Below are 13243 nucleotides of genomic sequence, written 5' to 3'. Positions count from 1 at the left end.
AATCTTTAATTTTCGGCATTTAACTTATTCAGTCTGCTCTCTATCATTCCTGCAATATCATCATCTGCCTGGTAATTCTGCTTCAATGAAAGCAAATATTGCTTAGCATCTAAATTACGTCCCAATTTCATATAAACATCAGACAACAGCACAAAGCTACGCGCCAACCAATAAGTATGTGGAGTGCTGACTTCAATATAATCCAAGACTTCTTTCTCAGCCTGTCCTGTCTGCCCGGCATCAAAATAAATCTGCGCCACTTTATATTTTGCTTCTGCACCATATATATTGCGAGTGTCTTTTGCCAATATCTTCAAATCATCCATGGCACCTTCCACTTTTCCTGCATCCAGATAAGCCTTGGCACGATAATAATGAGCCTCGTTGGATAATTCAGGAGCAACCTTTGTCTCCGCCAGCAAATCCGTTGCCGCCAGCATTACTTCTTCTCCATTGCCCAACATATAAGCGCTACGAAGTACGCCTGTCTTTGCCAACTGCCGGCGTTCCGGCGAAACAGCTTTATCTTTCAGTTGCTTATAAACAGTCAACGCTTTTTCATAGTCCTTTGCCGAGTAAGCCATCTCAGCACTCATCATCATGGCATCTTCCGAATATTTATTATTGGGATAAGCCAAAACTTTGTCCAAATGTTCTATCGCACTATTGTAAGCCTTCCGGTTATAATCTATCAACCCGACATAATAATTGGCATTCAAACTAAATGCACCTTCCGGGAAAGTTTGCAGATAATGAGTAAAACTATTGCGTGCTTCATCTATTTCACCGCGCATATATACCCTTTCGGCAGCAACATAAGTCAACGAATCACGTTCGTTCACATCAAAATTGGCTCCACCGGGAATGGTAGAAGCAAAGTTGGCATATTCATCCACCTTATTCAAATCAATATAAATAGACTTCAAATCTCTTTGGGCAAGACGAGCCTCCTCACTACCCGGATAATTAGTGATTACCTGCTTATAAGCCTGGATAGCCTCCGGATACTTATCTCCTTGATAATAGAGCAAACCTATTTCGTTAGCCGCTCGACGGGCCATATTACTTTCCGGGAATTTCTTCAACAAAATATTGAAACGATTAATAGCATTCGTATGATCCTCCATTTGAACAAAAGCACGGCCTTGCTCATACAAAGCATCATCCAGATATTGAGACTCGGGGTAATCCGCTATCAAACGGTTTAAAATTTGTATCTTTCCGGTATAATCCTTCTGCAAGCCACGGACAAAAGCCTCTTGATATAAAGAATAATCCCCCAAAGAAGGATCTATTTCCACAGCACGGGCATAATCCTGACGGGCCGAATCAAAACGGCGGGCATAAAAGTTACAGTCACCGATACGATTGTAAGCATCTGCCTGTACAGCACGGTCATTGACAGTTCCACGGTCAACAAAACGGGTAAACCAATTCAATGCACCATTATAATTCTTTTGTTTAAAATCAGTATAACCCAAATTGTAAAGCGCCAGCCCGTACTCCCGATTCATCTTATCGGGAGCGAATTCCAAGTACCGGCGTAAATCATTTCCAGCCTGAGCATAGTGTTCCAGTCTGTAGTTTGCCTCACCACGCCAATAATATGCATCAGCCTTAGCAGACATGTTATATTGCCCGATAGCCAAAGAGCGGTTAAAATATTCTATTGCTTTGGAAAAGTCGGCATTAGCAAATGCCTGAGTACCGAGACGGAACAGAATCTTTTGTTTTGCTTCCATGATTCGTGCACCCGGATGCTCAATCTTTGCAATAGACTTCAATGCAGCTTCGTAGCTACGAGTATTCATATACACCTCTATCAAGTAATCATTTACCCGTTCGGCATACGGCGAATTGGGAAATTCATTAAGGAAGCGTTCAAATACCGTTACAGATTCAGCAAAAGGAGAATAAGAAGTCTCATGTATACACAAAGCATAATTATAAAGAGCCTGCTCTTTCACCAACGGGTCAAATCCTGATGCAGACGCCTGCTCAAAAGCCATTCTTGCCTGATTGCGTTCCTTCAAATTCAAATAAGCCAAGCCCATGTGCAAATATGCATTCTGAGACAAAGCATCATTCACCGAAGTCGTTTCACCCAGTGTGGCAGCCGCCTTTGAATAAACACCGGTATAATAATAACTCATACCCAACTCATACAACGCTTTACGCTGCGGACGCGACACCGCACCCTGATAACGTTCCAGCGGTGCAATAGCTGCCTGGTAATTATTCAGCCCAAAACAGGCTTCTCCCAAAACACGTTCCATCTGAGCCTCATCTTTATGACCGGAATAAACCTTCAAATAGCGTTCAGCCACCGAACGTGCCTGTTCATAATTACCTTGCAATAAATAAATCTCTCCTATATAATAAGGCACTAAAGATGAATATACAGCATCATCTTTCAAAGATAAAAAAGCATCTAATGCCTTATTATACCGTTTTTCCACATAATCGATATAAGCCAAGTTATAAGTGGCATCCGATTGATAACGCGGGCTCACCTCTTTCAGTAAAAGGAACCATACGGAAGCATCGCGCAAATTACCTTCCTTTAAATAAGAAGTGGCAAGACGCATGGCACAATCATCGCGTTCTGCATCAGGCAGTGCCTCAAGGTCACACGCCCTAAACATAGCTATTGCCTCCTTATATTTACCTTCTTCAAAATACACCGAAGCAATCAAAGAACGTACCCTGTCTGTATATCGTGAATCCGGGTATTTATCCAGATAAGCCTGCAACAGCTCCACACTGTTTTTTGACTTCAATTCATATTCTCTGCATACCCTTCGGTATTCCTTATCGCCTGCCACGTCATCGGGAAGAATTTGCTGGGCCATACTTTGCAAAGCACATCCCCCCATCAATGCAGCTATTAATAGAGTCCTTTTCTTCATATTCTATTCTAATATTTATATTCTTTCAAAAAACGTTTTACTCCCTCACGTACAGAGTCAAGACCAAATTCTTCAGGATTCACTTTGTCAAGCGGCATCCAAAAAGAATCCGCCACATCATCCATCGCTTCAAGATGAGCCGTATCTTCCACCGTACAAAGGAAAAACTGGTCTAAGGTATGTAGCAAAAAGCCGGAATAAAGATAAGTATTGGGCAACGAAAACAGATATGCCGCTTTTTCCACTTTCAGTCCTGTTTCCTCCAGCACCTCACGCGCCACACCTTCCTCTCCGGTTTCATACATATCTATAAACCCTCCCGAAAGGTCCAGTGTTCCTTTCTTGGGTTCTTTACCCCGACGGCAAACCAATAATTCATTCCTCTCATTCAAGATAAATGCCACTGTAGCGGCACTTGAATTAAAGTAGTAGACAAAACCACAATCCGCACAGCGTTTGGACTTCTCATTATTCACCACAAAATGTGAAGAACCACATTTGGGACAGTACTTGAATAGTTCTAGTGGATGCATAATTACTCCTTTTCTTTTATAGACACCGCAAAGATAGCTTAAATGACAGATAATTCATTAATTAAATCTAAAAGAAGAAAGAGAAAACACAATTCTTAGTACATTTGTTAGCAAATACAAATGTAAATTACTCACATGGAGATTGTTATAATTATCGCACTTATTTTACTAAATGGGGTATTCGCCATGTCCGAAATAGCCTTGATTTCTGCTCGCAAAAGCAGTCTGAACAATGATGTCCGTCACGGCAGTTCCACCGCGCGTATCGCCTTAAAATTAGCCAATGACCCGGATAAGTTTTTATCGACCATACAAATCGGAATTACTCTGATTGGTATTCTCACCGGTATTTATTCCGGCGATGTATTGGCGTCTGATTTCAGCAAAGTACTGACTGCAGCAGGCATACCAGTCACTTATGCCCATATAATAGCACAAATTCTGATTGTCATCTTAGTGACCTATCTCACCATTATTTTCGGAGAGCTTGTCCCCAAACGAATCGGAATGAGCGCATCCACACGCGCAGCCAAGCTACTGGCACGCCCCATGTATTGGCTGTCAGTCATAGCTTCTCCTTTCGTATGGATTTTGGCAAAAAGTACTTCACTGATTTTCAACCTGCTGCATATAAATACAGCAGAGGAAAAAGTTACGGAAGAAGAAATCAAATCCATGATTGACGAAGGAGCCGAGAATGGCGAGGTACAAGAAGTAGAGCAAGATATCGTAGACCGCGTTTTCTCTTTGGGCGACCGCAGCATCAATACCATTATGACTTATCGTAATGATATAGTATCTATTGATATAGATATGGGAAACAAGCAGATTTATGATATTGTATGCCAGCATTTATATCAAGTTTATCCGGTGACACAAGACAATACTTTGGATAATATTATAGGTGTGGTTTACCTGAAAGATCTTTTCGGTAAATTAGAAGAAGTGAACTTTAATCTGCGTGATGTTATTCGTCCGGCACAATACTTCCATGAAAACATGGATGTCTATAAGGTATTGGAACAAATACGCCAGCACCACATTAAATATGGACTGATCTGCGATGAATTCGGCAGTTTGCAAGGAGTCATTACAATGAAAGACATATTGGAAGCATTGGTAGGGGCACTACCCGGCGATTCGGAAGAACCGGATATCATTCTCCGCAAAGACGGCAGTTGGCTGATAGACGGACAATGTTCTTTCTATGACTTCTTAAGTCATTTTGAAATGGAAGATTTATATTCCGAATATAATTATAACACATTGAGCGGACTTATTCTGCAGCAGTTGGGACATGTTCCCAAAACCGGAGAACTTCTCCAATGGAACGATTTCCTTTTTGAAATTGTAGATATGGACGGAGCACGCATCGATAAGATATTGGTCACCCTGTCAGACAAAAACAAAGAAGATAAATAAGATATGTTACAAAGAGATTATATTATGCGTTTGGTTCGCCAATTCATAGAAGCATTGGAAAAACTGGTGGAAGAAAAGAAAAAAGAGGATGGTCCTGAGTTTCAGTTAAAGATACAAAGTATCTATCGAGCCTATTTTAACCATAGCCATCACTTCTATTATGAACAGGATGCGGAATATATTTTAACCGATCTGTCTCAAGACTATGAAGGGCAAGAGTTTCTGACCCGAATCGATATGTTATCGGAGTTGCTCTATCAAGACGCTCTATTGAAAGAGCCGGACGAAAAGAAATACCTTTTAGCAAAAGCACTCTATCTAAAAGAGTATTTGGACAGCCATAGTGATACCTTTTCTTTTGAGCGAAGAAACAAAATAAATGAAATCAAGAAGTTATTAGAGTTATAGACTAAAAAAATGCACTTTTTTTCAAAGAATATGTGTTTTTTCTTTCAAAATAGTAGATAAATTAAAAACTATTCCTATATTTGCTTACAGATTGACAACACTAAAATCAAAATATTATGGAGAAAATAGACAGTCTTGACAGACAGATCCTTGAAATTATATCTCAAAATGCTCGCATCCCATTTAAAGATGTCGCAGCAGAATGTGGCGTTTCCCGTGCTGCTATTCACCAACGCGTACAAAGATTGATTGATTTGGGCGTCATTATCGGTTCGGGATATCATGTAAATCCTAAAAGTTTAGGATATAGAACATGTACGTATGTAGGAATCAAACTAGAAAAAGGCTCAATGTATAAAGCTGTAGTAAATGAATTAAAAAAGATTCCCGAAATAGTGGAATGCCATTTTACTACCGGTGCATACACCATGCTGACAAAAGTATATTCTCGTGACAATGAACACTTAATGGATATATTAAATTCCAGAATTCAGGAGATTCCCGGTGTTACAGCTACCGAAACAATGATATCTTTGGAGCAAAGTATCAAGAAAGAAATTCCTATTCAAACCGGGAAATAATGGAATGGCTGACTGACTACCATTTAGGCGGCATTGTTATCGGCATTTGTACATTTCTGATAATCGGTCTTTTCCACCCCATCGTGGTCAAAGCCGAATATTATTGGGGAACGCGTTGTTGGTGGATTTTCCTGATTTTAGGAATAGCCGGTATCATCGGCTCAATCTTAATCAACGACATACTCATTTCTTCACTGATAGGCGTTTTCTCTTTTTCGTCATTTTGGACTATAAAAGAAATTTTTGAGCAACGGGAACGCGTATTGAAAGGTTGGTTTCCAATGAATCCCAAACGAAAACACGAATACGAAGAAAAATAAACTCCTATTTTCCGGGCATTTCTTATTATATTTGAAATACCCGGAAAATACCACTCTTTCTGCAAAGACAATTTTATCACCATAGAGAAAAAGATTCTCATAATACCATTAACGGTTACTCTATTTGCCATATTTTTCGTATTTTTGTGAGCGACATCTAATATAAACCGAAGAAAAACAACATGAGATACAAATATTTATTACTCTTATTAGCACTATTAGCATTAAATACTCCCATTTCTGCCGAATATTTCAGGCATATTGGATTATCCGAAGGATTGACGCAGCCATCGGTTATGTCCATACACCAAGATCAATTGGGAAGAATGTGGTTTGGTACAAGAGAGGGAATAAATCTGTATGATGGCAAACAAATCACTGCTTTCAAAGGTTGGTGCAACGCTTCCAATGATTCAGCTCCCATCTGGTTGGGAAATGAAGTTTCATCCATCGTTGAGGACAAACAAGGAAATATTTTTTTCTTAGTCGATGACGATATTATAAAATTTGATATACAGACCGAACAATTCAGTCGTCTTTCTAAAGGAAGCCGCATCCCGGTTTTAACTTCACTTGAAGGAGACCTGTGGTATATGAGACGTGATTCCTTATTCAAACATTCTTCAGGAGCCACGGAATCAACCTTTATGCTAAAAACCGGAATTACTTCTCCCATCACCTGCCTGACAATGTTACCCAATAAAATCTGTATTGGCTCGCATGACGGAATTTTCTTCTATGACCGTTCCAGCGGGAAAGAAACACATGTACTCAGAGGTATTGACATCTACCGCATTTTTGAAAGCTCACAAAAAGAATTGTGGATTGGAACAAGAATGTATGGATTATACAGAATCAACAAAAAAGGAGAAATCAGGCAAGTGCCTTTCAGCCCCGGTTCCCCCACAGGAATCAGCAGCTGGCAAATTCGTGATTTTGTGGAAGACGGCGAACGGAACATCTGGTTTGGAACATTTGACGGACTACATAAATATAGTACGAAAACAGGACAGTATTCCCTTATCCAAATCCCCAAATACGTAGGAGGATTAAACCACCCATCTATCTTTTCCCTTTGTAAAGATATGCAAGGTACTATCTGGGTGGGAAGCTATTTTGGAGGAGTAAATTATTTCACACCCAAACAAGACAGCTTTGTACATTACGACTATGACCAAAACGCCACCAAAAATCAATATTATTCATATATAGGCGATATCGTAGTAGACAAGAATGAACACGTGTGGCTCAGCACAGACGGAGGAGGAATCAGCTGTACCGACAAGAACTGGAACATTATCCATCAGTTTACGGCAGGAGGCAAAAATTCAATCCCCCACAATAACATAAAAAGTATATGTTATGATGAAGAAAACGAATGCATATACATAGGTACTTATTTAGGAGGACTGTCTCGTTATGATTTGCAAACCGGACAATTCTATAACTATCTGGAAAGGAGGAAAGGAGAGCCCAATACTCCGAATGAAGTTGTTTTCCATGTAAAAATGTGGAAAGGAAAATTATATTTATCAGCACGCAACGGTGTATTTTCTTTGGATACCAAAACGCAAAAGTTTCACAAACTGGATATCCCAATCGCCTACTACGAAGATTTCGATATAGACCCGGAAGGATATTTATACCTGAGCGGAATGTTTAATCTGGTATGCATGCATTTAGACAAGCTGGAAGCATCTTATATTCCGCTGACGCAAAAAGGATATAATGCCAAAATAACCCGCATCTTGGCAACTAATAACGGCGCCTATATCAGCACTTTAGGAGGCGGGTTGTTTTTCTATGACAAGAAAACACATAAGACAGCCCATTACACAGCAGAAGAGCATCAGCTTCCCAGCAACTTTTGTTACAATGTTTGTTTATCACCCAGTGGGAACATACTGATAACCAGCGACAAAGGAGTGACAAGCTATTCTCCCGAAAAAAACAGCTTTACCACCATTAATTTAATGAGAAACTTTCCAACAGCCCACATTATAAGTGGCTGCGGCATTTTCGCCTCCGACCAAAAGCGCATTTATGTGGGCGATACCAAAGGGGTAACCTCTTTTTCGGAAGAAGAATTTCACAAAGCCAATACCTTCCGCCATAACCCCAACCTTTATTTCTCGGAATTATGGATTAATAATCAAAAGGTAGTGGCAGGAGATGAAACCGGAGTACTTACCAAGGCTTTTCCATATACTCAAAAGCTCAAATTAAGCCATAATCAAAATAATTTAATTCTCAGTTTTGCCCTGCCTGACTATGAACAACAATTATCCCAAAAACAGTTCCAATATAAATTGGACGGGTTCGATAAAAAATGGATTAAAACCAGCCAGACAGAAGTACACTATACCAATCTTGATCCGGGCACTTATACGTTGCGAGTAGCTGCCATCAATAACAGCAGCAACCAAAGCGGAGACATCACAGACAAAGAAATCAGTATGCAACTGACCATCTCTGCTCCTTGGTATGCCACTTGGTGGGCATTCTTGCTCTATATCATCAGTTTTATAGGATGCCTTTATTATTTTATATCCAGTCGAATCGCCAAGCGCACCTTAGCACTTTCGTTAGAAAAAGAGCGTTTTGAAAAACAACAGATAGAACAACTTAATCAAGAGAAGCTGGTATTCTTCACTAATGTCAGCCATGAATTCCGCACTCCCTTAACATTAATAATCAGTCATATAGATATCATTCTACAGAAATCTTCACTGAATCCTTCTATCTATAACCAAATATTAAAAATCAGAAAGAATGCACAGCAAATGAGCAATCTGATTTCAGAATTACTTGAGTTTAGAAAACTGGAACAAAACCATAAAACATTACAGATATCCCAACAAGATATAACTCCATTTTTGAAAGAAATTTATTTTTCATTTGTTGATTATGCCCATTTGCGTAATATCCATTATGACTTTCAACTATCAGAAACTCCCACACTATGTTGGTTTGACAGCCAATTACTTGAAAAAGTATTCTTCAATTTATTATCCAATGCCTTTAAATATACACCCGACAATGGGAATATTATCATATCCGGCCGTACAACAGATAATGAAGTAGAAATCAGTATATCCGACACAGGATCGGGAATTGCCAAAAACGATGTTTCACAAATATTCGCGCGCTTCTTCCAGGCAAACAACCAAAAGCCGGGTGAATATTCATCGCCCGGTACCGGTATTGGTCTTGCTTTGTCCAAAACCATCGTTGAAAAGCATCATGGTACGATAACTGTCGACAGTACACTAGGCAAAGGAAGTACATTTACCGTCCGACTCCCCAGAAACGCAGACGTTTTCCAGGCAGACAAAAACATACAGTTATCAAACCAGCAACAAGAAAGCTCCATTGTACCCGGTTCTTTAGATGTCCTGCCCGAAACAGATACTTACCTGACGGAATCAGTCCATACCGAAAACGCAGAAGAAAAGACCCACACCGTATTATTGGTAGAAGACAATGAAGAACTGCTCCAATTATTAACAGAGCTATTCTCCCCATTTTATGAAGTAATTTGCGCTACCAATGGAGAAGAAGGCCTAAAACAAGTATACGAGCATAAGATAGATTTGATTATCAGTGATATCATGATGCCCAAAATGAGTGGAACAGAAATGTGTCTGCAAATTAAAAACAACATTGATTATTGCCACATACCTCTCATATTGCTGACTGCCCTCAATTCTACCGAACAGAATATTGAAGGACTGAACCGAGGCGCAGACGATTATATCACCAAACCTTTCCATGCCCAATTATTATTAGCACGTGCCAATAACCTGATTAGAAGCCGTTTGCTCATGCAGCACCAATTTGATAAAAAGCCGATATCCGAAATTGATTTGACCTGTATCAATCCATTGGATAAGGATATTCTGAAACGGACAGCAGAGAGCATCGAACAGCACATTGATGATACAGAATATGATATTCCGGTACTTTGCAAGGAAGTCGGCATCGGACGTTCACTTCTTTATACCAAGTTTAAAGCATTAACAGGAATGACACCCAATAATTTCATTTTGAATTATCGACTGAAACATGCTGCAGCTTTATTGCAACAATATCCCGATATTCCTATTGCAGAAGTCAGTGACCGTTGCGGGTTTAGCTCACCTGTATATTTCAGCCGTTGCTTCAAGAATCAGTATGGATGTACTCCGCAAAACTATCGCAAGGAAAAGAAAACGGAAAGTTAATTCAAAGACTATCCGGCTCAATTTATAGTCTTGGGAAATGACACTATGACATATATACGTGCAGGCTCATGCGTACGTATGTGCAGGCTCATGCGTACGTATGTGTAGACCGATACGTATATACGTGCAGACCGATGCCTACGTGCACATTTAAAAATAGGAGCCGGTACTGAATGATGCAAAAAGACCTTGATGTTTTTCAAAAACCTCGGTATCTTTTTTTAAAACCTCGGTATCTTTTTCAAAAAGCTCGGCATCTTTTTGTAGGGGCGGATTATATCTCACCCTCACAAATTCGGTTATTCCTTCTTTTCCGTTCATCCTTTCATCTTAATCGGAACACACGGACAATCAACCGATTAAGAATGACAGGACATCCCCTCATCCTCCTTTCAGCTGCGTTTATCAAGTCCCTTCAAAATCTGCCTTCAGCCTTTGTTTTCCTGATTTTGGTGGAAGAAGTTTTACGAATGAAAGGAGGCTGAAAGGGTGGTGACGAGGTATCCCCTCACTACCAAAGCCCCCATAAACAGGGCGTTTCAACAGCTAATGAAAGGAGGAAGGAAGAAGTGGATTTCCGGTAGTTAGGAGAATAAACGCAGTTGTTTTTTGTGAATTCAGTCATTGTATGACAAGTCATTTATGAAAGAAGCCGAAACCGACATTCTTAACTACAAGCCACATACAATAAAGAAAAGGATTGTATCAAAACGTGGATAATGCTGTCGTTTAATCCGTAGGGGCGAGGTTCGCTCGCCCGAAAACAGTTTGCTTTGTGTCTTCGGGCAGGCAAACCCTGCCCCTACAGCCGACGATTGGAAAGGCCGGTTTAGTTTTGACACACTCCTCTCCTTTCATATACTCTCCACTCGGCGGAAGAGAAAACGTTCAGGCCGGATTATTAATAGAGCCATCCCGGTGTCTTTTTCAGATTCGGATTCTTCTCTATCTCTGCACTAGGTACCGGGAAGATGCTATAATCATTTGTCTCAGACCATTTCACACCACCGTTACCACTACTTTGCTGTCCATTACATGTATGAGCACAAGGTTCATAACCCATATAAGTAGAGTATTTTGTTTCACGCAATGTACCCCAACGCAGTTCTTCGTAAAAGTTAACACTCTCATTGATAAGCTCACGGCGTGACTCGTTACGAATCTTGTTCAATCCGTCCTCTTTGCTTGCAAAAGTATAAGGAGGCATCTCCACCGATGTACGCTGACGTATCATGTTAACTTTCTCGGCAGCCGCATCCAGCTCATCCAATTGCAACAAAGCTTCCGACCACATCAAAAGTACATAAGCATAACGCAGAATCGGTTCATCAATAGGACTATTGTATGCATACTCGCAATCATAACCTTCCATCACAAATTTACGATGACGATAAGCAAACTCTGCCTCACCATTGCCATCCTGTTTCAAGTCATACTTACCGGTTACTCCCCAATCTGCAGCCTCCTGCGCTTTCACAGAATGGCTTGACTGTCTTACCGGCCAACGATATACATAAGGAACCGGCGTCGTATTTCCCGCCTTGTACATATCGCCATCTCCGCCCAAAAACTCTTCACCATAAGGCATAATAACATTGTAATTGAGTCGCGGGTCACGATTCTCCCATGCTTTCTTCAAGCGGGCTTCGTTACCTCCCGAAAGATACAAATGCTCATTGGATGCCTTCATTTTATTCTTAACTGCTTTTCTGAGCGCTGTTCCACCGACCAATTGTCCGTCAGCAATAGTATCGCGCAAGAAATAAACCAGACGATCGAGAGCAGGCACGTCAAAATATCCGGGAATAATATCATTCCAGTCGAATGGAGTACCATCTTTATACTCATAAAGGTCAACAATAGCAGGTGAAGGAGCATAATATGAGAAACCGGTATTATTCTCACGGTCCATCATAGAACGTGTTCCACAATATTTCTGTATGGCAGAGCCATAGTCAGGCTTGGATATATTTTGCAGCGAAAAAATCATTTCGATACAAGCTTCATTCTCTTCAGTAAACAACTCTTTATATCCTCCCTGGAAAAGGTCGAATCCACAACCCTTCACTTTCTCAAAATCAGCAACAGCCAATCTCAGCAAACTTGCATCAATCGTAGTGCTTTCCACCTTACCAACTGCATTGTTATAGTTATATTTGGCACCCTGCATCAAGTACGCTCTACCGCGTAATGCGTATGCGGCTCCCTTACAAGCACGTCCTTTTTCTTTATAATGGTCAGGAAAATTCGGTTCGTTAATACAATCCGTAAGATCTTGTACAATCAAATCCCATACCTCAGACTCGGGTGACTGGCCCTTCGTGCAATCTTCAACAGAAGCCAAAGGTTCTGTATAAATAGGTACTCCCAGACCATAACGTCCGTAAAGTTCATTGAGACGCATATAATAATAGGCACGGAGGAACTTACTTTCGGACAACAAGCGTAAACGGGTTTCTTCGTCTACCCCACCGCCACCTACTTCCGAAAGGTTGGCAATAGCATCATTGGCACGGTGAACTCCTTCATATAAGTTTTTCCACATCGTAGAGAAGAATCCGTTGTCGGCACCCGCCGTACCACTCGTATAAGGAATAGAACGATACGCTTCTCCCGTCATGCCCAAGCATTCAAAAGGAACCACATTATAACTATAAGAAGTGGAATAAACACCCCATCCACGCATTTTTGCATAAACACCGGCCACTCCCTGATTGGTCAGTGCCGCATTAGACCACATGTTGCCGGATGCCACCTGGTTATAAGGAGCCATATCCAAATCAACACAACTTTGCAACCCACAAAGGAGAATGGAAAGTAAGGAATATATTATCTTTTTCATATTCA

General features: G+C 40.6%; 9 protein-coding genes. 5 read left to right on the top strand and 4 right to left on the bottom strand.

Annotation, left to right across the window (positions count from 1 at the left end):
* Positions 1-5: 5 nt before the first annotated feature.
* Together HMPREF1534_RS05700 and HMPREF1534_RS05705 are read right to left on the bottom strand one after the other, a co-directional pair.
* A complete protein-coding gene (locus tag HMPREF1534_RS05700; RefSeq protein ID WP_005942394.1) occupies positions 6-2909 on the bottom strand; it encodes a tetratricopeptide repeat protein in 2904 nt (967 codons plus the stop codon).
* 8 nt (positions 2910-2917) lie between these two features.
* A complete protein-coding gene (locus HMPREF1534_RS05705) occupies positions 2918-3442 on the bottom strand; it encodes an NUDIX hydrolase (RefSeq protein WP_005942392.1) in 525 nt (174 codons plus the stop codon).
* Between the two features lie 135 nt (positions 3443-3577).
* Between HMPREF1534_RS05705 and HMPREF1534_RS05710 the strand changes: the two genes are divergently transcribed.
* The 5 genes from HMPREF1534_RS05710 (at position 3578) to HMPREF1534_RS05730 (ending at position 10396) form a co-directional block, all read left to right on the top strand.
* Entirely contained in the window at positions 3578-4864 is a 1287-nt protein-coding gene (locus HMPREF1534_RS05710) for a hemolysin family protein (protein WP_005942390.1), read from the top strand.
* Positions 4865-4867: 3 nt separating this feature from the next.
* On the top strand, positions 4868-5272 hold the full coding sequence (locus HMPREF1534_RS05715) for a hypothetical protein (protein ID WP_005942388.1): 405 nt from the start codon (positions 4868-4870) through the stop codon (positions 5270-5272).
* 116 nt (positions 5273-5388) lie between these two features.
* Positions 5389-5853 (top strand): Lrp/AsnC family transcriptional regulator, encoded by a 465-nt coding sequence (locus HMPREF1534_RS05720; protein ID WP_005942386.1) that lies wholly within the window; start codon positions 5389-5391, stop codon positions 5851-5853.
* Complete coding sequence (locus HMPREF1534_RS05725; RefSeq protein WP_005942385.1) at positions 5853-6173, top strand: DUF4491 family protein; 321 nt, start codon at positions 5853-5855, stop codon at positions 6171-6173. Before HMPREF1534_RS05720 ends, HMPREF1534_RS05725 begins: the two co-directional genes overlap by 1 nt.
* Before the next feature lie 182 nt (positions 6174-6355).
* The gene (locus tag HMPREF1534_RS05730; RefSeq protein ID WP_005942383.1) at positions 6356-10396 is read left to right on the top strand and encodes a hybrid sensor histidine kinase/response regulator transcription factor; all 4041 of its coding nucleotides are present in this window, start codon (positions 6356-6358) and stop codon (positions 10394-10396) included.
* A 150-nt stretch (positions 10397-10546) separates the two neighbouring features.
* On the opposite strand, the gene HMPREF1534_RS20705 is transcribed toward HMPREF1534_RS05730, so the two are convergent.
* Together HMPREF1534_RS20705 and HMPREF1534_RS05735 are read right to left on the bottom strand one after the other, a co-directional pair.
* Entirely contained in the window at positions 10547-10717 is a 171-nt protein-coding gene (locus HMPREF1534_RS20705; protein ID WP_018452346.1) for a hypothetical protein, read from the bottom strand.
* A 580-nt stretch (positions 10718-11297) separates the two neighbouring features.
* On the bottom strand, positions 11298-13238 hold the full coding sequence (locus HMPREF1534_RS05735) for a RagB/SusD family nutrient uptake outer membrane protein (protein ID WP_005942381.1): 1941 nt from the start codon (positions 13236-13238) through the stop codon (positions 11298-11300).
* Positions 13239-13243: the final 5 nt, after the last annotated feature.

The organism is Phocaeicola massiliensis B84634 = Timone 84634 = DSM 17679 = JCM 13223 (assembly GCF_000382445.1).
GTDB classification, from domain to species: domain Bacteria; phylum Bacteroidota; class Bacteroidia; order Bacteroidales; family Bacteroidaceae; genus Phocaeicola; species Phocaeicola massiliensis.
The sequence above is the reverse complement of the archived record's forward strand: the minus strand, read 5'-3'. Positions and strand labels throughout refer to the sequence as shown.

What these genes read in the sequence shown, in the direction of transcription:
- HMPREF1534_RS05700 (WP_005942394.1), bottom strand. Translation starts at nt 2,909, where the DNA reads ATGAAGAAAAGGACTCTATTAATAGCTGCATTGATGGGGGGATGTGCT.
- HMPREF1534_RS05705 (WP_005942392.1), bottom strand. Translation starts at nt 3,442, where the DNA reads ATGCATCCACTAGAACTATTCAAGTACTGTCCCAAATGTGGTTCTTCA.
- HMPREF1534_RS05710 (WP_005942390.1), top strand. Translation starts at nt 3,578, where the DNA reads ATGGAGATTGTTATAATTATCGCACTTATTTTACTAAATGGGGTATTC.
- HMPREF1534_RS05715 (WP_005942388.1), top strand. Translation starts at nt 4,868, where the DNA reads ATGTTACAAAGAGATTATATTATGCGTTTGGTTCGCCAATTCATAGAA.
- HMPREF1534_RS05720 (WP_005942386.1), top strand. Translation starts at nt 5,389, where the DNA reads ATGGAGAAAATAGACAGTCTTGACAGACAGATCCTTGAAATTATATCT.
- HMPREF1534_RS05725 (WP_005942385.1), top strand. Translation starts at nt 5,853, where the DNA reads ATGGAATGGCTGACTGACTACCATTTAGGCGGCATTGTTATCGGCATT.
- HMPREF1534_RS05730 (WP_005942383.1), top strand. Translation starts at nt 6,356, where the DNA reads ATGAGATACAAATATTTATTACTCTTATTAGCACTATTAGCATTAAAT.
- HMPREF1534_RS20705 (WP_018452346.1), bottom strand. Translation starts at nt 10,717, where the DNA reads ATGAACGGAAAAGAAGGAATAACCGAATTTGTGAGGGTGAGATATAAT.
- HMPREF1534_RS05735 (WP_005942381.1), bottom strand. Translation starts at nt 13,238, where the DNA reads ATGAAAAAGATAATATATTCCTTACTTTCCATTCTCCTTTGTGGGTTG.